General features: G+C 38.1%; 20 protein-coding genes and 2 pseudogenes. 7 read left to right on the top strand and 15 right to left on the bottom strand.

Features of this window, described 5'->3' with window-relative positions; translation table 11 throughout:
* Window positions 1-105: 105 nt before the first annotated feature.
* The 13 genes from traG to ACFILT_RS09865 form a co-directional block, all read right to left on the bottom strand.
* Window positions 106-2,022, bottom strand: a complete 1,917-nt coding sequence (gene traG / locus ACFILT_RS09925; RefSeq protein ID WP_375678474.1) for a Ti-type conjugative transfer system protein TraG — start codon at window positions 2,020-2,022, stop codon at window positions 106-108.
* Window positions 2,023-2,177: 155 nt separating this feature from the next.
* Window positions 2,178-3,812: a BID domain-containing T4SS effector gene (locus ACFILT_RS09920; protein WP_375678473.1), complete on the bottom strand. Its 1,635-nt coding sequence runs from the start codon at window positions 3,810-3,812 to the stop codon at window positions 2,178-2,180.
* Window positions 3,813-3,822: 10 nt separating this feature from the next.
* Window positions 3,823-4,038, bottom strand: a complete 216-nt coding sequence (locus ACFILT_RS09915; protein WP_375610603.1) for an antitoxin VbhA family protein — start codon at window positions 4,036-4,038, stop codon at window positions 3,823-3,825.
* A gap of 65 nt (window positions 4,039-4,103) precedes the next feature.
* Complete coding sequence (gene virB11, locus ACFILT_RS09910; RefSeq protein WP_375678472.1) at window positions 4,104-5,174, bottom strand: P-type DNA transfer ATPase VirB11; 1,071 nt, start codon at window positions 5,172-5,174, stop codon at window positions 4,104-4,106.
* Window positions 5,171-6,331: a type IV secretion system protein VirB10 gene (gene virB10 / locus ACFILT_RS09905; protein ID WP_375680014.1), complete on the bottom strand. Its 1,161-nt coding sequence runs from the start codon at window positions 6,329-6,331 to the stop codon at window positions 5,171-5,173. Before virB10 ends, virB11 begins: the two co-directional genes overlap by 4 nt.
* Window positions 6,324-7,190: a P-type conjugative transfer protein VirB9 gene (gene virB9, locus ACFILT_RS09900; protein ID WP_375612192.1), complete on the bottom strand. Its 867-nt coding sequence runs from the start codon at window positions 7,188-7,190 to the stop codon at window positions 6,324-6,326. Before virB9 ends, virB10 begins: the two co-directional genes overlap by 8 nt.
* Window positions 7,187-7,891: a virB8 family protein gene (locus tag ACFILT_RS09895; RefSeq protein WP_375621533.1), complete on the bottom strand. Its 705-nt coding sequence runs from the start codon at window positions 7,889-7,891 to the stop codon at window positions 7,187-7,189. Before ACFILT_RS09895 ends, virB9 begins: the two co-directional genes overlap by 4 nt.
* Window positions 7,845-8,147 carry a type IV secretion system protein VirB7 gene (locus ACFILT_RS09890; protein ID WP_375610598.1) on the bottom strand — a complete coding sequence of 101 codons (303 nt, stop codon included), beginning with the start codon at window positions 8,145-8,147 and terminating at the stop codon, window positions 7,845-7,847. The genes ACFILT_RS09895 and ACFILT_RS09890 overlap by 47 nt, the downstream gene beginning before the upstream one ends.
* Before the next feature lie 210 nt (window positions 8,148-8,357).
* Window positions 8,358-9,344 carry a type IV secretion system protein gene (locus tag ACFILT_RS09885; RefSeq protein ID WP_375680013.1) on the bottom strand — a complete coding sequence of 329 codons (987 nt, stop codon included), beginning with the start codon at window positions 9,342-9,344 and terminating at the stop codon, window positions 8,358-8,360.
* The gene (locus ACFILT_RS09880; RefSeq protein ID WP_375680012.1) at window positions 9,331-9,816 is read right to left on the bottom strand and encodes a type IV secretion system protein VirB5; all 486 of its coding nucleotides are present in this window, start codon (window positions 9,814-9,816) and stop codon (window positions 9,331-9,333) included. The genes ACFILT_RS09885 and ACFILT_RS09880 overlap by 14 nt, the downstream gene beginning before the upstream one ends.
* Complete coding sequence (locus tag ACFILT_RS09875) at window positions 9,813-12,158, bottom strand: VirB4 family type IV secretion/conjugal transfer ATPase (RefSeq protein ID WP_375678489.1); 2,346 nt, start codon at window positions 12,156-12,158, stop codon at window positions 9,813-9,815. Before ACFILT_RS09875 ends, ACFILT_RS09880 begins: the two co-directional genes overlap by 4 nt.
* 31 nt (window positions 12,159-12,189) lie before the next feature.
* Window positions 12,190-12,498, bottom strand: coding sequence for a type IV secretion system protein VirB3 (locus ACFILT_RS09870; RefSeq protein ID WP_212112790.1), 309 nt, complete (start codon window positions 12,496-12,498; stop codon window positions 12,190-12,192).
* Entirely contained in the window at window positions 12,499-12,822 is a 324-nt protein-coding gene (locus ACFILT_RS09865) for a TrbC/VirB2 family protein (RefSeq protein ID WP_375613587.1), read from the bottom strand.
* 398 nt (window positions 12,823-13,220) lie between these two features.
* On the opposite strand from ACFILT_RS09865, the gene ACFILT_RS09860 reads away from it, so the two are divergent.
* Both ACFILT_RS09860 and ACFILT_RS09855 read left to right on the top strand, forming a co-directional pair.
* On the top strand, window positions 13,221-13,946 hold the full coding sequence (locus tag ACFILT_RS09860) for a hypothetical protein (RefSeq protein ID WP_375678467.1): 726 nt from the start codon (window positions 13,221-13,223) through the stop codon (window positions 13,944-13,946).
* 1,140 nt (window positions 13,947-15,086) lie between these two features.
* Window positions 15,087-15,215: pseudogene (locus tag ACFILT_RS09855) on the top strand (hypothetical protein); the annotation flags it as partial.
* Window positions 15,216-16,236: 1,021 nt separating this feature from the next.
* Here the strand turns inward: ACFILT_RS09855 and ACFILT_RS09850 are convergent.
* A pseudogene (locus ACFILT_RS09850) lies at window positions 16,237-16,586 on the bottom strand (helix-turn-helix domain-containing protein).
* Window positions 16,587-17,780: 1,194 nt separating this feature from the next.
* Here ACFILT_RS09850 and ACFILT_RS09845 point away from each other — a divergent pair.
* On the top strand, window positions 17,781-18,626 hold the full coding sequence (locus ACFILT_RS09845; RefSeq protein ID WP_375612197.1) for a TIGR01459 family HAD-type hydrolase: 846 nt from the start codon (window positions 17,781-17,783) through the stop codon (window positions 18,624-18,626).
* Entirely contained in the window at window positions 18,626-19,627 is a 1,002-nt protein-coding gene (locus tag ACFILT_RS09840) for a bifunctional riboflavin kinase/FAD synthetase (protein ID WP_375678466.1), read from the top strand. The genes ACFILT_RS09845 and ACFILT_RS09840 overlap by 1 nt, the downstream gene beginning before the upstream one ends.
* Before the next feature lie 2,121 nt (window positions 19,628-21,748).
* Here the strand turns inward: ACFILT_RS09840 and ACFILT_RS09835 are convergent.
* On the bottom strand, window positions 21,749-22,078 hold the full coding sequence (locus tag ACFILT_RS09835; protein WP_375632881.1) for a TIGR01244 family sulfur transferase: 330 nt from the start codon (window positions 22,076-22,078) through the stop codon (window positions 21,749-21,751).
* 786 nt (window positions 22,079-22,864) lie between these two features.
* Here ACFILT_RS09835 and ACFILT_RS09830 point away from each other — a divergent pair.
* Genes ACFILT_RS09830 through ACFILT_RS09820 form a run of 3 tightly spaced genes read left to right on the top strand, consistent with a single transcriptional unit; the run spans window position 22,865 to window position 23,928 of the window.
* The gene (locus tag ACFILT_RS09830) at window positions 22,865-23,038 is read left to right on the top strand and encodes a hypothetical protein (RefSeq protein WP_375678464.1); all 174 of its coding nucleotides are present in this window, start codon (window positions 22,865-22,867) and stop codon (window positions 23,036-23,038) included.
* 33 nt (window positions 23,039-23,071) lie between these two features.
* Window positions 23,072-23,701 carry a ParA family partition ATPase gene (parA, locus tag ACFILT_RS09825; protein ID WP_375678463.1) on the top strand — a complete coding sequence of 210 codons (630 nt, stop codon included), beginning with the start codon at window positions 23,072-23,074 and terminating at the stop codon, window positions 23,699-23,701.
* Window positions 23,698-23,928, top strand: coding sequence for a plasmid partition protein ParG (locus tag ACFILT_RS09820; protein WP_273790969.1), 231 nt, complete (start codon window positions 23,698-23,700; stop codon window positions 23,926-23,928). The genes parA and ACFILT_RS09820 overlap by 4 nt, the downstream gene beginning before the upstream one ends.
* The last annotated feature ends 50 nt before the right edge of the window (window positions 23,929-23,978 follow it).

Raw genomic sequence — 23,978 nt, 5'->3', positions numbered from 1 at the left:
TATCAAGCGGGAATTCCTTCTTTATAGGCTTTTATGAGATAGAATCTCTGCTTTTATCCTTTGATGTTTTTGTTTTGATGCATGGCCTCCATTAGAGGGTGTTTTTTAGTTTTTCTTTTGTGGAGCAAAGCGGTTTTTTGCAGCTGCGGCTAACATTTCTTTTCTTCTGAAATAGATGGCGCGTCCACATCGCAAAGGGGGTTGTCCTTGCATCAGAATAATTTGTTCATCTTGACGCATTTCTTGAATAACCTCATGGGGTAAAATCAGGGCTCTTTGTTGGTAGTTGACGTTGTATGAACTCTTTCCTAAAGATAAGCCTCTTGATTTGTTCGTTCCGGTTACTTCAACGGTCATTTGACCACAGCGTTCTGAAATGTCTTTGGCAGTTTGGAGATCTTTAATGGCAGCATAGCTGACAAAGGAACAACTTTCAAACCATGAACGTGCTCCTGCTTCTCCAAAGTGGTTGACCAACTGACCAGAGGATTGATAGAAGAGCATCAAGGATGTACCGTATTTACGTCCACGGTCGCGGGCTTCTTCTAAAATATTCATATAGCCTAAAAGATCAACTTCATCTAAGACAAATAAAACACGCTTTTTATAGTTACCGTCTGCTGTAACCATGGCATTGAGAAAGGCGCCAATAATCACACGTCCAATAGCAGGATAACTGTTTAAAATGCTTGCGGGGAGATTGAGAAAAACATCTGTATTGCCATTGGTAATATCTGAGGAAAAAAAATCATCTCCGCAGACAAGATCTGCATAATTGGATAAAGAAAGCCATTGGGTGTCTTTTGAGGCGGTGGTATAAACCCCTGAAAAGGTTTGCTCTGCCATTTCTGTAAAAATACCAACCATTTCACGAATAAAAGGAGAAGGTGTTGTTTCTTGAATCATGCGTAATTGATTAACAACAGCTGTTTCTGATTGAGAGAGAATGCCACGCAATGTTTTTAAATTGCGCTCGCTGTCTTCATATTCATCAGAAAATACAACATGAGCAAGAAGAGCTGTTAATAGATTATGGGCTTGTGTTGAGAAATATTCCGCTGAAGAATTGTCTGATTTTTTATCTGTAAGAAGCAACTTTGAAAAGCTTACAATATTCGCTTCGCGTTGTGTGCGTGGTACGCTGTCGTCTAAAAGCCAATCGATGACATTAAAGTTTTTTGTTAACAATGAGTTAGGATCGAGAACAATGACATTTCTATTTCCCATTTTTTGACGCGCAAATTTGACCATTGGGGCAACTTCTGTTGAAGGATCAAGACAAATAATAGACCCTGGATAGGTTAAACACGTAGGAACTACTGTACTTGTTGTTTTATAGCCACCAGAACCAGCAAAAAAGATCATATGAGTTGAACCAAAATCAAGATTAAAGGTTAGCAAAGGGGCTGTTCCACCCTTTCCCCATGTTGTTTTATTGCCAGGTGCAAAGGGAATGTTGCACACATTATCTTGATCGACACGGTATCTTTCACCCACAACAATTTGCCCATTGGCAGGAAAGATTTTTGCTGCCTCTCTTAAATTCATCCAAGCGGCCTCACCAAAAATACCTTTTTTTGCACGCTTGACCTTACTTTTAGGGGGAAGGGTTGTTACGAATTGAATGATGGAAAAAAAAACACCAATGATGATGCCAAAAACAACCATGGGGTCCATGAATTGAAGAGCATAGCCCCATGTTATTCCTTGTTGGCCAACATAGGGACTTAAACGTTTTATTTCACCACCAATATAGTAAAGAGCGGTTGTTCCCAAAAAGACAACGGAGACAAAAGTGATCATTTTACGCAGGTGCAGTTTTTGCGAGAGACTATACAACAATGAAACAGCAGCCGTTAGTGCTAAGACTAATAAAGGCTCAGAACGAAGTGTCCAATAAATTTGATCGCTTTTTAGTCCATTTGTTATAAACAATAAAAAATGAGGGACAAGGAATATCGTTAAAGCACCTAAAGCGATCGGTGTTAAAATGAGTACCATTTGTGTTTTGGTATATTTCATTGTATTTTACTTTCAATTCTGTCAGAATATGTTGCGAAATGCTCTTTTCTAGGTGTGTGATATGAACTCTCATCTCTTTTTGCAAAGGTGCAGATAACGCCAAACAGTTTTCGCTTATGAGCCTTTCTCATTAAGGAGGAAGGTTTTGTCTATTCTTAGCAGGCCATAGCGAATGCTTTGGAACGGTGCATTGTGCATACTTGTGCTTGCTGGTGTACTTCTTTGGTTTGCTTAATAATTTCTGTAATTTGCCTAGCTTTACTTTCTGATACACCAATGCTTTGAGCTAGTGTTTCATACTCATTATTTTGGACTGCTTTATGTTCATTTGGTGAGAGACGGGTGTTGATCTTTTTTACAAAGTTGCTGAGCTCTTTTTGACATAAAGGATTTTTTGCTAAAGCTTCTTGTTGTAATTCTTTTGGCAAGGCGAAGAGGTCTTGCAAGCTTTGACTTGGCATTTCTATTGTTTTTGCAAGGCGACTTTGTTCTGTTGCATGTTCTTGCGTAATTTCCTTTTCAGCATATTTTACAGCATGCGTGAAATTTGCAACGGCAGTACAGAGCATCTCAAGATGATTTTTAGCGTTTGCACGTGCCTGATTTTGTAGTCCACATAAACTGAAACCGGCAAGATGAGAAATAGAGTGCGGTGCTCTTTCAATCTGGTTGGCGAGCGGTTGGCCTAAGTTTGGATTTTTGATGATTTCTATCATCTGTTTGTCTAATGTTTTTGTACTACCATAAACAATTTTTGACAATAGCTGGACCTGTTTTAGGCTTGCGTGGACACAAGAATCTTCTGCAACCATTTGGGCCGTTTCATTTTTTGTCAAAGGGGCTAATCTCTCTTCTGGAATGAGAATGCTTTCAAGCTCTTTTGTTTTGGGAACGGTAAAGGTAAATCTATCACCGGGTTTTAATGTTTTGAGTTGTTCTGGTGTGAGTTGTTCTTTATTGCCGATGATGTAAGCGCCTTTTACATTGAAAGCAAAGCTATCATAACCAGCACCCCTATAGGTGCCCGTGTAAGTTTCACCTTCTTTTGCAACCATAACAGGACGATCATTAACATTGCGCCCAAGTTCTTTCATGTTGCTCATGAATTCCTTTAAAAGAAGTATTTTATTGGGATTAGAGATATCTTCAAACAGATGTTGCATTGGTTCTAGATCACCATTTTCTGCTACAGCAACACTGGCGAGCATCATGCGTTCTTTTGTAACAAGTGAAAAGTCAAGCTGATGCCCTGCTGCTTGAGCAAGCTTTTCAAAAAAGACCTGTTGTGTGCGTCCATTTCCTCCTCTAAAAGGATGGAGTTGGTGAAGGAAGTTAAATAAGCTTATTGCTTCAGAGTTAAATTTCTCACGCGTTAAGCCTTGCAAATTATCTTTTTCGGCAAGCGTTTGATCTAATTTTTGTAAACCGTCTTGGATTTCATCACCGAGTGCAAAAGGATTTTCCCATCCTGTTCTTTTCATTTCGGGCATAGCGGCTATGGTGTCATCTTCAAATGTAAAGGGGAGATGGCGCAGATATCCAGCCCATTCAAAGGTATTTTTAAATAAGTGGTGATGAATAGAGCATAGATAGGAGCTATCCAACTTTTCTGGTAAGGGGGCTTCACGCAGATTAACCATTGCTTCTGCTGTATCATGTGAGCATTTCTCCAGAAAGGATTTTAAGTCTTTTATTCCATATTTATTTTTGAGTGTTGTGGTGTTTGGGTAGACATAATGATGGGGAGAAACTGTCTGTATATTTTTTGTCTTTGCTTTTGCTTTTGGCATTGTAGCTTCCTTATAATTTTACGTTGTCCATAAGAGTGTTAAATTCCTCGAGTGAAATATTCCCCTTTGCGTATTCTTCTAAAATTTTGAGTGTTGTAGGATGAAGCGCTATTCCCTCTATCGCATGGGTGCTGATGGCTGCTTCAACGGCTTCACGGCGTTTTTTTAATTCTTCTTCTGTCATCGATAAAAGATTTTCTCTATTTTCTGTTTCGTTGGTTTTCATGCATTTTTTCTCTTATTTGCAATCGTTGCTTTAAAAGAGCCTTTGGCAGCCGGTGTGATCTTCTTTTAGTCACCTCCAAAGATGTTTCGTTGTTTGAAGGGATCGTAATAAATTTCTGTGACCTTAAATTTTCCTTCAATCCGTTTGCATTGGATGATGATATCAATCATTGAAATCAACAGGCCTCGAATATCATCACGCTCTAAATCACCACCGCCTTCACTTTCTTTGACCAAAAGGGTCATCTGCTCAAAGGCTGCAAGTGCTGTTGATGCGTGAACCGTCGTAATGGAACCTGGATGGCCTGAATTGACATTGCGGATATAATAAAAGGCTGTACCATCTCGAAGTTCTTGCAAAAGAATACGATCAGGACGCATCCGTAAAGATGATTCAAGTAACTCTTTGGGGCCAACGGAGGCTAAGCCTTGTCCATCTTTTGAATAGAACATTGAGACATGGTTAGGGTGTGGTATCACCAATTCTTGTGTGTCTTCAATGGTGATAATACGCTCTTCTTGAGGGATTTTGGCGATTAATGCTTTTGATAATGTTGTTTTACCCGAACCGGTTTTTCCCGCAATTAAAATATTTTTCTGGCATTCTACAGCTTGATTTAAAAAAGAGACAAAGTCTTTATTACAGTAGGCACTGGCTAATTTATGCTCGATGATTTTGAGTTCGTTAAAACGAGAATGATAGTCATTCAAGGGTGTGAAAGAGACCTGTTCACAGAGCGAGAAGAGGCCTTTCTTGGCGAGCTCTTCGAGAGAAAAACTCTGCGATGACGGTTTGCGAATTGTCATACTAATCGTGTCTTTTTCGACAGCGGGTGGAATGACAATTTGAATACGCTCATTGCCTGGTAGCGTTGCAGATAATATTGGGTTTTTATCCGATATGTTTTGCTTGGAATAGGATGCTACAACTTTCGCAATCCCCATAAGCTCATTAAAAGAGAGCCCCGGTGCTTCTATTGTTTTCCATCCATCAAATCCTTCAGTCATGACTTGATAGGGACGATTGATAACAATTTCAAAGAGTCTCTCATCTTTCAAAAAAGCACTGATGGGTTCAAGTTTTGTGAGAACAATCGCAACGGTTTCATCGCTCATGGTATGTAAGTTTGAGTTCATTCTAAAGTTACCGCCGAATTTTTGTAAAAGTTTCTTGAAACAGCTCGATTGATAATCTGTTTTTTGTTTTCGATGACTTTCAATTTATAAACGCTGGAAAAATCTAAATCGCGGGCAACAAAGATATTCACCATTTCCCCTTGGTTTTTGGATAATGTTGGAGGAATATTAGCGTAATTTTCTACGAGAATGTTTGCGATGTTTTGTCCTGAAGAGATTGTTTCAGTTTCTTCTTTTTCCTGTTTTTTTGATAAACGTTTATTGGCATAGTGTGTTGCATCTTTTATTAGTGAGACAAGAAGCGCAGACCCAATCCTCTCAAGCCAATGGTTATCAATATCTCCATCCATACCAGAACGCCCTAAAGCATCCGTTGCCGGTGAAGCTAAGGATATAATGATACCATTGGGGGTTTTGGCTCTATTCCATAGTACAAAGAGACGTGTTTGGCCTTTTTTCAATCCGGCGCGATATTCACCAACAATTTGGGTGCCTTTATCAAGAAGCACAACACGACCATTGTCTGATAAGATATCTCTGGAGATGATACAACTGGCAAAACCTTGTTGATCACTGTTGATGGCTGTTTCTAAAATACAAGGAATAGAAGTTCCCATCGCGATGATGTAGTTTCGATTACCAAGGGTTGAAGCACGAATACCTTCAAGCACTGTGGGTTTGAGAAGATGATTAAAACGTTGTGTTGTTTCATCAGGTTTACTTTCAAGTTGGTGAGGCAAAGCACCATTATTTGTTTGTGCATCTATTTTGCCTTGTTGTGTACTTGCATAAGCTAATACAGGAGCACGTTGTGCTGCCTCCAGCAGTGAGTCATCAGAATTTAATTGATTGATGTTTGGTGTTGGTAGCTCGACTTTTGGTAATAGAGCGTTATTTCGTTGAGGCTGTTCAAAGGGGGGAGGGGTAGGCTTTGCAGGACGAAAAAGCTCTGTTTGTTTTATAATTTTTCCTTCTTTTGAAGATTCAATTGGTTGCTTTTTGTCTGTAACAAGTGTTGAATAGGCTAAATAAAGACAGACACTGAAAAGAATAATAAGAGCAATAGCTTTCCCCACATTGTTCTGTTGACTTTTCCCTTGAGCATTTTTTATTGTATCGCGATCATTAATGCTTTTTTCATCCACGGTGTTATTCATGGCTGCTTCCTAGGTTCACTTTACGTTGTACAGATGGTGATGTCGTACCTGTTTCAGGATTAATTCCTTTTGGTACGAACCTTTTGTTAAAGATGCACAATACTTCATTCCCACGTCGTAGCGTGAATTGTGCAGCTGTTGCATGAACAATAACCTTGTTGCCTTTAATCGATTTGGGAATAAGCGCTTCTTGCCCATCAGGCGATACAATGTAAATGGCAGGGATTTCAATGTTGCCTAAAAAGGTAAAGGTTGTTGTTTTCCCATTATCATAGACAGAAGCAGGTTCAATAAGAGATGAGCCTTGAGCTTCATAAGCCCAATTGCGTGGTCCAAAATCTTCATGGATATTTAAAATATCATTGACAAAGTTTTCTTCACGTTGTTTTTCTTTTTCTGCTTCGGCTAATTTCTTACGTAAGGCTTCATCTTCTGGATAACGAAACTTTACCAAGAAATACGTCTCATTGCCGGCTGAAACATCGCCTTCACGGACTTGTAGCTCGAATTGATAAGAGCGTTGTGTTCCATCTTGGCGGCTTGTGACAATTTGTAAATTTGTCACAGGCTGGACTTCACGTGGTTTGAGAAAAACAAAGTGTCCAGCCGGTGCAACTTGCCAAGCAACCGAATTTCCAATTCCTACATAGGTTACTTCTTCATCAACGGCAAATTCTAGTTGAACCGAAGAGCGAATGGAGCCAATGATTTGTACGACGTTGTAGGGGTCATAATTGACAAATCTGATGCGGTTATCTTTACGTGCACTGACAGGCGCTGTTTCCGCAAGTGAGAGAGCTGTGTGAAAGCTGACAGTGATCGTAAAAATTAAAGAGATTGTTTGTAAAAGTCTGATCATTTTATCACCTCTGGATCAGATCTATATTCCGATACTTGAAAACCAAGAGGGTTGATAAGACGATCAGACGTTGAAATGTGTGCGTTCACGTAGGAAAAATTTAAGATTGAAATCCAATGGGAAATATTTTCTTTTTCATTCAAGTCTCTGATCGTTTTATAGTAACGAACTTGGATAAGATCTTTACTTATAAAAGAGATTGATTTGATTGTGATCGTAGCAATCATGTTATGATAAATATTTTGCGGACTTTCTGGATTATTGCCCGCGTACCATTTTGCAAAACGGTTTTGTTCTTTTGGAGAAGATAAAAGAGAGACTAAGCGAAAATTGTTTTCTGCTTCTGATGCTTGAAAACCTTCACGAGCGCGAACATATTGGCTGGCAAAATAACGCGTTATCGCTTCATCATAGTCGTTAGGGGATTCTTTTAGGGCGCTTATAGTATCAATAATGCCTGTTGAGTTATCAACGCGGATAACAAAAGGCTCTACCGTTTTCAAAGGTGTCAAAGCTGCGACAGCTAAAGCCAGCGCAATTGTCATCAATCCAAAAAGCACTGTTAAAGCCATGGAGATTTTCATCCGCACGCGCATGCTATGCATGCGATCAATGTCAAATGAGCGCGCTTCTTTTATATATTCTTCAAGGGCATCACTTTTCACGCATAACCTCCACAGTTTTATCAGATCGTGCTTCATGAATAACCGGCTTTAATAAAGCTGAATTGGCTGTTACTTTTTCACTTTCCAAAGTATTGAGAATGATGGGAGTGGTAACAGGCTTTACGCTCTTTTCTGGGTAGACAATGTTTTTATTGTCCCAATTCCACTTATCTTTATTTAAAGCGCGTGTATGTTTGCCATTACAGCGTGGTGGTTTTTTAGGGCCACTCAAAGAGGCACAACCAGTAAGAGCGATTGTTAGGACCATAACAAAAGTTATTTTTCGTTTCATTTTTTGAACTCACAAATATCTTGGAATACAATGCATGAGAGCCTTTGTTCTGAACATTTTTACAAGTTTATGTGATGCAAGATTTTGATTGGTTTTGTTGTTAGACCCAAGATGTTAGATCTTATCTGGAACAGGATCATGGCGTGTGCGCCAAAGGGCGCACACAAGGCAAAAACAAAAATGCTTATTCTTTTAAAGAGGTGCTTTATCTTAAAATCGACCACGACCGCCTCCAGATTTACCTGCTTTTGCTGCCGCCCCTGCCGCACTTCTAACAGCGTTACCGGCAGCTCCTGAGATTTGTGAAGTGGCACTTTTTACTGCATTGCCACTCGCTCTTGCACCATTGGAAAGCATTGTAAAAATCTGTCCTCCTGAAGAGACACCAGCGTTAAAGTATGGTCCGCCAGAGGCCAGCGCTGTTGCAATACCAGGAAGCGCACGGAAGATAATAACTCCTATAATCGAAATGACGATGACAGGGGGAAAAAGAACATAAATTGATTCATATGAAACTTTGAGAACCTGTAGGATAACTTGACATATAATGGTTCCAAGCATGATTACGAGAACTTGTAAAATGGTAAAATTGATCAAAGTTGTAATCCATGCATCGGAGTATTTTCGCGTTGCATTGAACAAATACAAACTAATAAATAGAGGACCAAGACCTATAATCATGACGAGTGCAACTTGTGCAAACATTTGCACAATAAAACCACCTATACAAAAAAGAATAACCGCGAGAAGCATGATAGAACCAAGAAGACCCACAATGATCTTTTCAAAAAACCAAGCATTGTATAAGACTTCTTGATAACGTGAACTTGCCTTTAACAAAATATAATCAAAAACATTGGAGCTTGCAGGATTACTGTTAAGCGCATTCCCAATAGCATTGGATAAATCATTGAAGAAAATATCCTTGACATAAGTATTAAATGTATCCGCATTTGTTGCCATTGTTGTAACAACAACGATTTTAACAACATTATTGAGAAGACTATGCATGGAAAGCGCAACGCGACCTGTCATAACATTATAGCCATAAAGAAAGATAAAAATGATTGCAGCGAGATTTAAGGGCGCTGAAATAGCAGAAGATAGCCCACTCACCGTTGTGTCCATCACATTATCAAGGGGGTTTAAAATATACCCAGAAACGCTTTCAAAGGGAGAAAAACTAAAGTCTGACATTTGTACTCGTACTTTCAAGTTTTTCTTTTAATTGCTTTTCTTTTTCTTTTAATTGTGCCTCAAGATATTTATGCTTTTTTTGTTCCTTTTCTTCACGTAATTCATCTTTTGTCTTCGTATCTCTTGCTTGAATCATATCAAGAGACTGAAGTTTTAAAGAACTTACTTGAAGACCTGCTTGAAGAAGAGAAAGCTTTACTTGAAGATCTTGCCGAAGAGCTTGCAATTCTTCAGGTTTTATGTCTTTTTGTGATTTAAGTTGTTCAAGCTGATTATTTATTTCTTTGATTTTATTTGCAGTTTCAGTTGCGCTTTTATAAATGTTTTCAGCTGTTTCAGATTTTGCAGTATTTAATTTTTGTGTGTTCTCGAGTGCTTGTTTATAATATTCATCTACATCGGGTGTTGTTTGCGCTATTGCATGAGAAATAAAAGAAAAAGATAACAGTGTAACTAAGCCATATTTTTTCATTGATTTTTTCTCCTTTGATAAAATATGGGCAGCCATTTGTCAGGGGCAGCTCCATATTCGTTGATAATTTCATTCATGAGTTCAATGTTTTTTGTTGTGCCGCTTAAAACGGCGATCTCATCATTCATTCCACGTAAGTTAAGTTCTGCAACGACGGAACTTTGTCCTTGTTTGATGAGAAAACGACGGGATTCTCTGCTTAACTCTGACTGTATCAGTTCAAATTCACGCTCAGTAAGTTTGAAAGCTTCGACATAATCATTGTAATTTGCTTTTTGATTTGGAAAAAATATTTGGGTGGGGCATTGCTCAATGATTGTGTGCGCGATTGTTGAGTTCAAAGCATCTTTAGGGCTTTGTGTTGCAAAGAGCATCATGCCATTTTGTTTACGAATTGTTTTTAGCCGATCTTGCGCAAAAGCTTTAAATGAATCATCTTCTAAAGCTTTCCAGAATTCATCAACGACGATAATGATGCGCCGCCCATCAATCAGATCAAGAATGCGGTGAAAGAGATACATCATTAAGGGGCGCCGAATTTCTTCATTATCTAAGAAATCGGTCATGTCATAGCCAATGAACTGCGCATTTAAATTGAGATCATCTTGGTCATTATCAAAAACCCATCCTAAATCATTGCCTCTAATCCAGCGTTGCAGCCGTATGGCAATTCCTTCTTTGGATGTGTTGTCAAAAAACAGTTGAAGGGCACCAAGAGAGCGCTGGGTTGGGGGTAAGTTTTCCAAGGAATCAATGGCTTTGGCGATATCTTGTCGCTCTTCTTCTGTTACGATTTGCCCTTCAGCGGTCACCAGCTTTAAGATCCAATTACGAAGAAAGATTTTATTTTTTTCGGTGTATTCCATGCCCTTTAAGGGAGCAATACCCGTGGGCTGCCCATTTTTTAAAGGTTTGTATTTCCCTCCTCCAGCCCGTACAAAAATCTCTGCTCCTTGATCTTTATCAAAAAAAACCATAGTTGGATTGTGTTTTTGTAATTGTGCAAGAAGAAAATTAACAATCACTGTTTTACCAGATCCTGATGGACCACAAACAAATGTGTTTCCAAGATCGCCATAATGAAAATTAAAATAGTAAGGTGAACCAGCCTGTGTTTTTAGCAATGCGACAGCAGCTCCCCAAACATTATCGTTCAGTTTGCCAACAGGGAAAGAATGGAAGGGCGATAAAGCGGCAAAATTTCTGCTGGTAATGGCGCCTGAACGCGCACGATAGCTAAAGTTTCCAGGAAGCTGTGCCCACCATGCTGCTTCCAATCCTAAATCTTCTCTGGCAATCACGGCTCCCCCATTGGTTAAATGGGAACGTGCTTTTGATAAGTTTTCAGACAATATTTTGGGATGATCAGCAAAAACAGCTAAAGAAATGTGGTGTTCTCCCAAAACAAAACGGTTTGATTCTAAATCATCTAGCGCTTCATCCAGTGCATCGATTTGTGAGCTGGCACGGTCAGCTGCATTGATCATTTGATTTTGTTTGCGGCTCATAATCGCACTGGCGGCTGCCTTACTTTTAAAAACAAAGGATTGTGTTAAGATGAATTCAAATGGCACCGTAAGCAGACCATCAGTCATACCTGGGCGTGTTTTAGAAGGATACTCTTTCCATCCAAACATGCCCACAAAGCGTTCATTGCTTTCATGGCGAATTTCGATAATTTCTTTCCCAAAAATAACACGATCCGAGTAAATTGTTGAAGCAATAGTTCCAAATGTGAGAGGAATACGCTCACGTCTTCCCCCCACTAGCTGGTGGAGAAATTCACTTTGTTCGGCAAATAAAAGTCCTTCATGTTCATAGATTGATAGTAGACGGACTTCATACTCTTCCAAACCTTGCATAAGATCTTGACTTAACTCTTCGAGTTTACGAATAGCTTCCTCATCGGGCTCAGATTGTGTTTTCTTCGCTTTGCTCAAGCGCTGAAAAAATGAAACCAGCTTTTCTGTTTTATCCGCGGCCGGATTCCAAAGCAGTGAAATAAATAGATCATTTCTATACAGTTCTTGCGAAACCATTTTCTTTTTATATTTTTCATCTAATGTTGTTGCAAAAGATGAAAGAAAATGACCCTCTGGGTATATCGTTTCACGGCGGCGGATGATGTGAGAATATAAAGCAAGCCGCTCATCTGCGATATTTTTTAAAAGGGTATTTAATTGGTTGTGTAAAGAATTTAATTGATCAATATCCGCAGTGTCAAAATTTATACCCTCAACAGCCATCACAACCATTAAACAGCGTGAATTTAAAGCAACGACATGTTGGTTGATGTAGCGTATATAGGGAATATATTCTTCAGGCAAAGTTTCCCGTTTCATTATTGACTTCTGTTTCACCAGTTTCGTTCCTTCAGCTTAGTTCCTTATAAGTGCGGATAAGGCGTAAAGGGGAGGTTGAACCTCCTCCCCATCGGTTGAGGTTTTTTTGTTTTCCTCGGGTATTGAGCCATGCAAATAATACGCGAAATTGGTTGTGATCGTACTTTGTCACTTCTCGCAAAATAAAGTGCATCCCAATCCCAAGACCAAACATGGTAAAATCACTGGTCAAAATGAAAAGAATGGATGTTGCCATGACATTGAGCGCCATCGCTTCCATTGTAACACCAGCAAACATGGCTGGGCGCGTACAGGCAAGGAAAAGAGTATCTTCGTTCATTTATGTTGTGCCCGCTAATTTACCGACAAGAGCAGGGGCACCAAAAACAATAGCAATCCCCAGAACACAGTAAGCTGCTTTGCGTAAATCAATAAAGCCATACATCCAGCCAATCCCCACAGCAGCAACACATATAATAGCAATAAGCTTTGCCGTTGGACCCGTCATCATTGTGACAATGTTGCCTAAAACACCATCAAGATTTCCCAGACCACCTCCACCAGTAGTAGAAGAAGCAGCATAAGAAAAATCAGATACAAAAACTGCCGTAAAAAGCAGCATGGTCACGATAAAAATGATGTTTTGGAATCTATTATCTGTCATTTTACCTCTCTTTAACAAATAATATTTGTTCATATGTCGACATTCCATTGCCTCTAACAAACTGGAAAGTGCTGTCATTTGATGACAGTTTAATTCTTCTCGTTTGTTTGTTTTAAAAGCCTTGATCGTGGATCTGTTCACTCTCAAGCTCTTCTTCGTAAAGAGACAGAAGTCTTTTCAAATTGAGATTGTGTTACATGAAAATGGCAATTTTAAGTTGTGTATATTGGTAAAAATAACAATATTAAAATAATGAAAGAAAGAATATCATTCTTTACAAAATGTAGTTAATCTGCAACACTTATATTTGGATTTTTTCTTTAAAAACAAGGGGATTGCTGATCAATAATCTGACATGATAGGAAAAAAACGAATTTTTTGAGCGAGCGTGTTAAGAGATGCTATTTAAATTGATTGTTATTATTTACATTATGGGGGCCACAGTGTGGGGATTAAGCCAATATAAAGATAAAATGGATTTCAGCATTCTTAAAACATTTGAGATGCAAGATATCCAAGATATTGTCGATCTCTATCGAGAAGAAAAAAAGTTAGGTAAATCTATCACCAAACAGCAATTAGAAAAAAATGAAACAGCTCTCGATTTGCAGAAGAGTGTTTCATTAAATGATGTTGCAAATAATGCTGTTGTTTTTCATGGTAAGGCTTCTGTTACAAGTGGGGTTACATTTAAATTACTGACGCCTGCTGCACAATCTTGGCGCTCACATATCTCCCGTGATATTCATCTTTATGGTGTGGATACATGTGCACCCCGTCAAAAAGTAAGATTAAATGATCAAGAATGGCCCTGTGGTGCGGTTACAACGGCTTGGCTTGTCACCAAAACACTTGGACAGGATTTATCCTGTAAACAGGCTTTGATGCACAATGGTGTTTATTATGCGCAATGTTTTGTTCAAGGGGTTGATTTAGCTGAGGAAGGTCTTAAAGAAGGTATGTTGGTACTCTCAAAAGAGGGGAAAAATCCTATTCCAGCCCAGTATCATCATGCGGAAGAAAAAGCACGTGGCAACAAGATTGGTCTTTGGTCGAGTGATTTCACTGAACCTTTAAAATGGCGGCGAGATAATGGATCCTATAACCCCTTTGCTAGTCCATGATTGGTTTTAACGAACATATTTACTTAAATTTTTATAGAGAAAACTTTATCAATAAAATTGTACCAAATCGTAGAGCAAATTTGAATAAACGGTGAGATTATTTTCGTTTAGGAAGTAAATGGATGGTACTTCCCTTTTCAAGGGAGGGTTGCTTTCAAAATCGCTTCTCTATTTTTACTTATGTGTTTTATAAAAGCGGGAAAATGTCATTGTTGGTGGCAAAGCATTTTTGAGTATTTTTGTTTGAAGGAGAAAGTGAGGCGATAAAAAACGCTCAAGAAACGGATTTCTAAAGCGGTGTTGATAAAAGTAAAAAATAAACAGACCCCAAAATGGTGTAACGTTTGATATAACGGATAAAATCTTTCACAATGCCTTAAAAGAATTCATAGCAAAAGTTTTTTCATCAGAATTTTTGTCTTCAGGATTGGATCACGTTTTTTACGTCTTTAAAAGTGATCAATCTGTTGCATTCCTTGAAAAGCTTTCATAATTATCTGCTTTTAAATTCAGACTTCCAAATGATGGATGGATTTCAAATAGACTCTACACGAAGAAATCTTCGTAAAATGATTTGCATTGCTGATTGTTTTCTATATATCACAAAACGTTTCTATTTAGTCCTCGATGGAGGAACAATAATCAACATACAAATAGGTAAAAAGAGCTCATACTTTTTTGTTATGGCTGCATAGTCCATTGATCGTGAGACTTAAGTATTATAATGCTCATAGGCTTTCTATAGGGTTAGGGGCGATGCCTATTGCAATGTAACTATTTGAAATCAGTTGGACGAAAGCATTAATGCGTCTTCTGATTTCATCATTTGTATTCAGTTTGGGCTCTTTCCTTTCTCATTGTATTTTATGACAAACTCATACGATGGCTATTGTGAGCTCTTCTTGCGTTATTTTACTCAGAGTATTCACTTTGAAAGCAAGCAAGTGATAGTGAGGCTGTATTCTCATACAGTGTGAAAATTCAACCCTCATTTGGGGGGATGATATTAACAGATAAGGTATTTAAAGAGGGATAAAATGAAAAAAAATTATTTTATTATGCATTCGTTGTGGGGTGTGAAAAACCTATAGCGTAGAAGATTTTAAAAAAGATGCAAAATTAAGAGAAGAATGGGGAACGAAGTGTTCTCTTTCAGGACAAGCTGTTAAGGAATCTAAAAACTGTCAAAATGTTTTACAAGCAGATACTGAAATGTTTTTCTCGCCAAAGCTTGATGTTACAGACCGTGGTCATGCATCTCAACAGTAAAGTGTGATATAAAAATTCTAAAATAAAGAAGTTACGGCTCAACGAATGCTCGCTTCTTCAATTGTTATAGCGGAATTTTTTTATCATTTTTTATCTTTCAGATGAGCTCCCCAAATCATATTCGCAATCCTATTGTTTGTTTCAACTTTATCAGATTGAGGATTATGATCATGAGAGAACTGGATAGTATTGTCTTATAGAAATATTTCTCAAGGTATCCAAGCCTATTTTGCGACGCTGTTCGTAAAGGGTATAACGGTAAAGCCATTGAGCACCATCGTTACGCTTCATAACGGAGTAAGGCCGGGCCCGGCACCATCACATAGTTTGCCAGCTCGTGGGTGTTGTTTACAGCCCTTGGTACTTGAGACGGTTCGTTTGAGGCATTTTTAATTCTTACTTAATAGTTTTTATCCATACGCCTCTTCCCACTTGTAACCTGCAAGAGATATAGTTTTGGTTGATTCAACATGGAACAAGTCTGAAATGAAAGAATCTTACGATATTCTGGATTCTCATTCAACATGTAAAACAATAAATTGTCTTTGTAAATCAATGTGTCGCCTTATGATAGAGTTGCTGTAGCATTGAGATTTTAGAGGAAAAATATGCCTTTAAGACTTTATAACAGATACTAAGTCTTTAATAGCAGGTATTTTAAATGTACATCATTTAAAATAAATAGAGCGTCCATAGCGAAAAGGGGGACACTCTTTAAATACAGATAAATACTTATTCTGTTGTGCTGTAAAACGCTATTGTTTGCGGGTGTGGTGATATAAGACATAAAACTTTATACATGGGGTGTTTTGATAAGAGAGTGTGATGAATATTCAAGGGAGGGCTTGTTTATATAATTTTGTGAAAGGAACCATATGAAATGGGAAGCTGAGAAGGAGCTATTTTTGAAAAGGCGGATCGTTTATCAACCGGTTTGAGGAGGGGGGGCATCCTTTTGGGGTGTGGGGAGAAAGACAAGAATAGGGTGTGTAGCACTTTATAGCTATGCTTTTAAAGCGTTTTAATTTTGATCACAAATTAAGTTTAAAATCGCTTTCTGCTTGACAGATGTGAGGACTCTAAAACTTTTTAAAAGCAAATATTCCTCTTTGCTCGAGGCGAATGGTACGGGGTGTTGTCTTTTTTGATGATATCAGTGTAAAAAAAGGCAAGTGGAACATTCAAAATATCGGAAATTTCCTTTAAACGCCCTGCGCTCACGCGATTTAAGCCTTTTTCATACTTTTGGATTTGTTGGAAAGTGACACCTAAATGATGCCCTAATGTTTTTTGAGACATTTTTAGCACTTTTCGCCTAAAGCGAATTTTTTTGCCTACAAAAAGATCAACATTAAGATTTTGAGCTTGCATTTTCCCCCTCAGGTGCGAGCGCCCTCGCATTGGTATTCCGGGAGCTTGAAAACACTGAACCCTAGTCAGCATTTTGCTTTTAGTGCTTGGAGCACCTGGACATAGCAAAATCTCCCGGAATTCCGGGATACCCACATAGTGGGTTTATTTTTACGCTAGGGTTTCGGATTTTCAAGACCCCTTTTGATCGTTGCGTATGCGATCAAAACATTTTTCGATTCATAAAGTAATTTTAGGAGATTGGCAATAAAAATAGTTTTTCTTGAGACGGATAGATTTTTTTAAATAGGAGGTTGTTTGCCTTTCAAAGTTTTAAGGTTTGCTTACTCAACTCATGACATCAGATATGCATTTTACGAAGGTAAAACTTGGTTTTTAAGCTCAAAGGCACCGCTTACGGTATTGCTCTTAACCAATAACCAAAATGGCTTGTTTTGATGCGTCTGAGATATCATGATGATAGGGGAAAGCTTTTATGAGTAAAGAGCCCTCATGCAAAATAAACTCAAAACATTATAGATCTGATTGTTGTACATTTACATGTTTGTTTTAGAAGATATTTCTCAATGTTAGCGCCTATTTTACAATGGTGCTTCGTAAAGTATGTAGCGTAAAAGCCTCTATGAATGGGATAAAAGCTATATTGCTATCTTTACTGAAAAAAAGATGCTCGGACGGTACATACTCTCTGCCAGTTCAAAATATTACGACAGTTTTTGCCTTGAAAGGGAGCATAAGAGCTATTTTTTCTTTCTTCACGTGTTTTTATCTGTACGCTCTCTGCTTATAATGTGTAAGCGAAAAGGTTTTGATTGATTCAATATAAACAAATTTGAAATGAGAAAATATATTGGGCTTTCTCATGATGCATGTTTTTAAGAGGGGGATACGTTTATTTTCTCAGTGAAGAATTTGAGTATTTTAGATAAAAAACTCTATCAACGTCGTTGTTGTTAGAATTAAAATTTTTATGAGAAAAATGAGCATTGGGGAATGATAAGCTTTTGCTATCAAGCATTTTAGAATTTTGCACAACTTAATGATAACTTAGTTATTTTATCATTTCTTATGATCTCTATAGACGATAAAAAGTTGGGATATGGTTTGAGAAAGCAGATGACACAAGTATTATCTTTCGGTAAGTAGTTTTGAAGTAAAAGACAGCTTTAAATGACAAATAGAGATAGGTGCTCCATGAATGAACTTACCCATATTGAGACTATTATAGCGCATTATGATGCTGTTTTTTGTGATGTGTGGGGTGTTGTGCATAACGGTGTACATGCATTTGAACCAGCGTTGAAGGCGTTGTATAAAATCCGACAAATGGGAAAAACTGTCATTTTATTAACTAATTCTCCTCGGCTACGGGAAGATGTTGCTGCTCAATTACAAAGCATGAATGTTCATAGCGACTATTATGATGCCATTATCACTTCAGGGGATGTAACGCGCGATCTCATTCAGACTGCTCCACGTAAAGTTTTTTTCATTGGTTCACAACGTGATTTGGTGCTGTTTGAAGGGTTAGAGTGTGAATTTGTTGAAGAATGGGAGGCTTCTGTTGTCGTCTGTAGCGGTTTTCTTGAAGATTTTGACGAAGAACCCTCTGCTTATGAGGAGATGTTTCGTCGCATGCGGTCACGGAATTTACCTTTTATTTGTGCGAACCCAGATGTGATTGTCCATTATGGAAATAAAGAATTTTGGTGCGCTGGTGCATTGGCTCGTCTTTATCAACAATTAGGGGGGGAAGTGCGCATTGCTGGAAAACCTCACGCGCCTATTTATGAATGTGCCTTTGAAAAACTTCAAAAAATACGGGGAACAGTAGAAAAAAGTCAAGTTTTAGCTATTGGTGATGGTCTTTTAACGGATATTAAGGGGGCGGCTCACTTTGGTCTTGATGCCCTTTATATTATGGGGGGGATTCATCATTATGATTATACGCAAAAGGGTGTGGTTGATAAGCAAGCTTTGCATTCTTTTCTTGAACATCATGGTTATAAACCACAAGCAATCATGTGGGCACTTCAGTAATGACTAAATTTTTGCGTCTTCAGGGAATTCATATGTTTCCCTCGGCTTGGCGGGGAGCAGTGTTGGCACTTGGAAATTTTGATGGTGTTCATTGTGGGCATCAGGTGGTGTTGCAAAAAGCACTTGATTTCGCGCGTATAAAAAAGAAACCATCTGTTGTTTTAACGTTTGAACCCCATCCAAGAAGTTTTTTTCAACATTCAGCTCCTGTCTATCGTTTGACAGAGGCAGCTGAAAAAGCTGAAATTTTTAAAACCCTTGGTTTTGACGGCGTGATTGAACAGCCCTTTGATGCACAGTTTGCCGCTCTTTCAGCGGACGAATTTATTAAGTTGTTTTTAAAGGAAGTTTTTGATGTTTCAGTTGTGGTGACAGGCGAAAATTTTCAATTTGGTCATCAGAAAAGTGGAAATGTACATCTTCTTTGCCAAAGGGGAGAGAAATATGGATTTGAGGTTGTGCAAGTTCCTTGCGTTGCTCGTCCTCAAGAATCACAATCTTTGATTATTTCCTCGAGTTTTATTCGGCAACTTCTCTCACAAGGGGAAGTGGACAAAGCAGCCCATTTGTTAGGGTATCACTATCGGATACGCTCCAATATTATTCAAGGTGAAAAACTTGGACGTCTTTTGGGATTTCCTACCGCTAATCAAATGTTGCCTCCCCAAGTTCGTTTGGCTCATGGTGTTTATGCGGTACGTTTGCGTCGTGCGAACGGTGTTTTGTATGATGGTGTTGCAAGCTTTGGTTGTCGTCCAACGGTTGTTAAGGATGGGGCGCCCCTTTTGGAAACCTATTTGTTTGACTTTAACGACGACCTTTATGGGGAAAGCTGTACCGTTTCTTTTTTCCAGTTTTTGCGAGGACAAGAAAAATTTGATGGGCTTGAACCTTTGATTGCGCAAATGCATCGTGATGAAAAAAAAGCAAAAGAAATTTTAAAGACAGTACAACCATTATCAACGTTGGATAGGCTGCTTACTTTTAAAAATATGTCCTAAACTGATCTGAAAAAGAGAGAAGAGCCGTAAAAATAGCACTTAAAGTGATTATAATCACAAAGATATATTCCAAAACATCGTGGAATATATGTTTTTTCCGTTGTTGAGAGGGAGAATCGAATATCTGAAGATCTGATTTTGGCATCATTTTTTTCAAAGTTAACGTTATGGTTTTTGTTGTCATTCAAAACTTTACTGCTTGTTTCTTTCTGATACGTTAAAACTTATCACAAAAGATGCAGTAATGGATAAGTATAAAGTGTATTAGGCAATGATAATAATATAATGTGAAGAGGGAGAAAGGCTGTTTTTAAAATTTCTTGCGATCTTAAGCTTATAGTTTGATAAAATTTAATTGATGACTTTTTTTTATTTTAAAAGTTTATTGTTTCTTCTTTCTAATTTGGCTTATTATGTCATTTATGCTGTATCATCGTTTATGATGAGAGTTGGTTCGTGTAACCTTACGCATGTGATATTTTGTATTATGTAATGAATATTTTTAAAAAAGTTTTGTTTGTCGAGTCTTGTGAAGAAGATTAGTGGTCAGCAGCAGTTTTCGTGCTGACCAATCACGTAAACGAGAATGAAGCTGCTGGAAAATGCTTTAAGTTTCGTTTCTCTTGTATATTGTGATGGGGAATGCATATTAAGGAGACTGCGATTGATTGTAGATAAAAGAAATCATTGCGAGAAAGCAGGTGTATTGTTTCAAAATTTCTAATGCTTTTGATGGATAAAGGCACAATTTTGTTGTCGTAACACGTCAATCTTTCAGATTTTCAAGTTAAAAACTATCCATATATTTCCTTTGTCTTTCACAAATGTAACGCCTATAATGAAAAGGAAAGACAGTCTTGTAAGGATATGAAAACACAAAGCCAATAATGTTTTGTTGTTTTTGATAGAAATATTGGATAAAAGTTAGAACATCTTTCCAATCTATGTTCGGTCTATTCGTGACTGTATCGTATTGTTTTTCTTATAAAACTTTTTCTTTAGTGTTCCTCAATGCGAGCAGTATGTTTGAGATAAAGATTAAGGCGCTTTAATGCTCTCTCTACTGTTACAGCTTTTGTATGCTAGATGAGGAGAGCCCTATTGCATTATCCATTTGCGTATTCTCTGAAATCAATCTGCAGCCTTATTGGGGAAAAATATGAAGTTATCAAGGGAAAAATCAGTCCAGATAACTGTCTTTTTTAAATTCGGCTTTGCCACTTTCAAAAGTGTCCAGAGCAATATCTCTTAAATCGTGAAAATAACAGCTTCAGGCTTTTGTTGTTCTTTGCATAGGATATCAGGTCCCACAGGTAAAATAAAATGCTGGAATATCCTTGTTTTGCTAATTTATGCACTTCTTTTAAAGAAATATCTCTCAACGCTTCTCATATTCATTTTCATGATGGCTCTCATGAATGGTATCATGCAAGTTTCGTTGAGCGCTATCATCTTTATGCCTAATAAAAGAGCAATCCGACACCATCCGTTATATTGACAAGCTTTTAGTGTTGTACAGTCTAGGCTATTTGAGAGCGTTTATGAGAGGGATTTTTTCTTAACTCGTTTTATTTCACACGAACACTTCCTGCTTGTGACATGCAAGAAACACGCTTTTGATTGCTTCACTATAAATAGACTTGAGAGAATCTTACGGTATTAGGATTTCTCACTCAACGTGCAAAACAATTAATTGTTATAAATCAATATATTGTAGTTAATCATAGATTATGGCTTACGGCTTTTTTATAAAATACTCTGCATGCCTTTTATTCGGAATATGGGGTTTTCTTAGTGGTTTTACTGTCGTTTTAGGTGTCTGTGGCGTACGAATGAGTTCGTATTGGTAAAGGAAGAGAAAAAGAAGGTGGAGCAGTGATAAAAGGTGAGGTGAAAATAATTTTCTTCGATCATCATATGAATTTTCACGCATTTTTATGGCTTCGGGTGTGTATGCTTGTTGTATATTGAGCAGCAAAGCTTGCTTGTAGAGTTTTATGAAGTGGCAAGCCAAGGGAAAGGCGCAAGACAAAGATTATTGACAGATTGTTTTTTACAAATCGATGTGTATTTAAGAATTTTCGTCTTTTAAGGTGCGGAGGAAGTGTGCGAATCCTCTGTTTAAAGACGCGCTAAACGATAAAGATGCAGCGAGCGTGCTCCGTGATGACAATAGGCAAGAAGAGGCAGAGAGGCTGTTTTTAAAATTGTTTGCATGGCTTCAACAGCTGACTTTTCTATAGTTGGAGGAGAAATGGGAATGTGATAGGCTTTTATGCCATATTCATTTGCGACCGTTTTAATGCTAGAAAAGTCAGGTTGATGGAGCTCTTCGTGATCGGGGCGGTTACAGATAATTGTTTTAAAACCAGCTTGTGCCAATGTTTTGATATTTTCTATGCTAATTTGGGCGCTGATAAAAATATCAGGTTCAATTTGTTGTAAATTCATTTTTGTTTATTCCCAATTGCACGATCTTCACGATACCCTCTGGTCTGGTATATAGAAAGAACATAATGAAGGTAAGTTTTTCAGTGGCATCTTAACAAAAATATTCTTTTTGTCGAGAAGATCTATTTGGGAAAAATGAGCTGTAAGATGCAAAATATCTCACTCCGCAACATGTTCGTTATGCGATTTATGAAAGACGGATGTTTGGTCTTTATGGATAATCTATAGTGTTTACTAAACATAGACATTTCATTGTATTGCTTGTTTACACGCTTGCTAGAGGTATCCTTATTTTTCTTAAGCCCATTTTACTTTGTCGAGCGTCAAAGAGTATAAAATTCATGGATCAGCACCCTTTTTACGCTTATGAAGAAGGAAGTCGGTACCATTGTTATATTTGCCAACCCCCAATATTGTAATAGTTCTTGGTACTTGAGATTCTGCATAAGAAGCATTTTAAATCCTTTCTTGTACAGTTTTTACCCACACGCCAGCCCTGCTTGTACGTACAAGAGATATGATTTTGATTAATTTAATATAAGAGGCATGAAATGAGAGAATCTTCCTGATTTCGGCTCTCTCATTCAACGTGCAAAACAATGAATTCTCCTTATAGTTTGTTGTATATTCAGAGTGGAGCTTGTTTGTAGAGTTGCATTAAGTGGATTGCATGAAGGGAGAAGCCCAAAAGGCCGGCGCAAAATAAGAAGCTGGATCATTTACAGCGCATTGTTTACAGATCGACATGGATTTAAAAATCTTTGTTTTAGGGTGGGGAAGAAGAGCATGCCTCTTTTAAATTTATTTTGTTATTTTCAAGAATATCATCTTCATAATGTTTTGCTCATGTTAAAAGAATATTATAAAAAATTGCGGGCTATTGTTATTTATCCTGAAAATGGGAGAAATGGTTATTTTGCACGTATTGGATGCTTGTTTCTTTTATTACTTTCTGTATAATCGTAAAAACGATAATGCTGAAAGGCGTAATAAATGATCATTGGACTTTTGAATCAAAAGGGGGGTGTCGGAAAAACGACATTGAGTGTTAATCTTGCGGCCAGTTTTGCTCGGACCGGTGCAAGGGTATTGCTTATTGATGTTGATCCACAGGGAAGCGCATTGGATTGGGCTGCTGCGCGTGAAGATGCACCTTTGTTTTCGGTTATTGGTTTACCGCGTGCAACGGTTCACAAAGAGATTACACAGATTGGTTATGGTTATGATCATATTATTATCGATGGTCCTCCGCGTGTGACGGATCTTGCTCGTAGTGCTCTTATGGCTTCGGATTTGGTGCTTATCCCTGTTTTGCCTAGTCCCTATGATATTTGGGCAGCGGATGGAATTGTAAAGCTGATTGACGAAGCACGTGTTTATAAAGAAAATCTTAAATCGGCTTTTGTTATTAATCGTAAAATCGTCAATACAGCGATAGGGCGTGATGTGAACGAAGCTCTTGGCATATACCCCGTACATGTTCTTTCTTCTAGCGTTGCGCAGCGTGTGATTTTTGCAGAAGCAGCAGCACAGGGAAAGGCGGTTTATGAAGTTGATAAGCAAGGACCAGCAGCAGCAGAGATTGAAGCGGTTGCAGCGGAAATCAAGGAGTTAGCGCGATGAATAAAAAAATTAAAATCGGCACAAAACCAACGAATAAATCAATCCCTTTAACAGCGGATGCATGGGTAGGAAGCCACAAAGGGAGCATGAGTGGAGGTATGAAGCGCCTCACGATTGATATACCAGAAAGTTTGCATCGGTTGATTAAGGTCAGTTGTGCAAGTCGTGGAACTAAAATAGCTGATGAGGTCCGCGAATTGCTTTCACAAAAATACGGAAAAGTGTAAAAAAGGATACGATAATTTCGTTGCTTTGAATGCTTTTTCTAGAGATGATA

Source organism: Bartonella sp. AP7XZML (assembly GCF_042195745.1).
Lineage (GTDB): Bacteria > Pseudomonadota > Alphaproteobacteria > Rhizobiales > Rhizobiaceae > Bartonella.
The sequence above is the reverse complement of the archived record's forward strand: the minus strand, read 5'-3'. Positions and strand labels throughout refer to the sequence as shown.

Coding starts and splice junctions, on each gene's coding strand:
- traG (WP_375678474.1), bottom strand. CDS start 2,022: ATGAAATATACCAAAACACAAATGGTACTCATTTTAACACCGATCGCT.
- ACFILT_RS09920 (WP_375678473.1), bottom strand. CDS start 3,812: ATGCCAAAAGCAAAAGCAAAGACAAAAAATATACAGACAGTTTCTCCC.
- ACFILT_RS09915 (WP_375610603.1), bottom strand. CDS start 4,038: ATGAAAACCAACGAAACAGAAAATAGAGAAAATCTTTTATCGATGACA.
- virB11 (WP_375678472.1), bottom strand. CDS start 5,174: ATGAACTCAAACTTACATACCATGAGCGATGAAACCGTTGCGATTGTT.
- virB10 (WP_375680014.1), bottom strand. CDS start 6,331: ATGAATAACACCGTGGATGAAAAAAGCATTAATGATCGCGATACAATA.
- virB9 (WP_375612192.1), bottom strand. CDS start 7,190: ATGATCAGACTTTTACAAACAATCTCTTTAATTTTTACGATCACTGTC.
- ACFILT_RS09895 (WP_375621533.1), bottom strand. CDS start 7,891: ATGAAGCACGATCTGATAAAACTGTGGAGGTTATGCGTGAAAAGTGAT.
- ACFILT_RS09890 (WP_375610598.1), bottom strand. CDS start 8,147: ATGAAACGAAAAATAACTTTTGTTATGGTCCTAACAATCGCTCTTACT.
- ACFILT_RS09885 (WP_375680013.1), bottom strand. CDS start 9,344: ATGTCAGACTTTAGTTTTTCTCCCTTTGAAAGCGTTTCTGGGTATATT.
- ACFILT_RS09880 (WP_375680012.1), bottom strand. CDS start 9,816: ATGAAAAAATATGGCTTAGTTACACTGTTATCTTTTTCTTTTATTTCT.
- ACFILT_RS09875 (WP_375678489.1), bottom strand. CDS start 12,158: ATGAAACGGGAAACTTTGCCTGAAGAATATATTCCCTATATACGCTAC.
- ACFILT_RS09870 (WP_212112790.1), bottom strand. CDS start 12,498: ATGAACGAAGATACTCTTTTCCTTGCCTGTACGCGCCCAGCCATGTTT.
- ACFILT_RS09865 (WP_375613587.1), bottom strand. CDS start 12,822: ATGACAGATAATAGATTCCAAAACATCATTTTTATCGTGACCATGCTG.
- ACFILT_RS09860 (WP_375678467.1), top strand. CDS start 13,221: ATGCTATTTAAATTGATTGTTATTATTTACATTATGGGGGCCACAGTG.
- ACFILT_RS09845 (WP_375612197.1), top strand. CDS start 17,781: ATGAATGAACTTACCCATATTGAGACTATTATAGCGCATTATGATGCT.
- ACFILT_RS09840 (WP_375678466.1), top strand. CDS start 18,626: ATGACTAAATTTTTGCGTCTTCAGGGAATTCATATGTTTCCCTCGGCT.
- ACFILT_RS09835 (WP_375632881.1), bottom strand. CDS start 22,078: ATGAATTTACAACAAATTGAACCTGATATTTTTATCAGCGCCCAAATT.
- ACFILT_RS09830 (WP_375678464.1), top strand. CDS start 22,865: ATGCCTCTTTTAAATTTATTTTGTTATTTTCAAGAATATCATCTTCAT.
- parA (WP_375678463.1), top strand. CDS start 23,072: ATGATCATTGGACTTTTGAATCAAAAGGGGGGTGTCGGAAAAACGACA.
- ACFILT_RS09820 (WP_273790969.1), top strand. CDS start 23,698: ATGAATAAAAAAATTAAAATCGGCACAAAACCAACGAATAAATCAATC.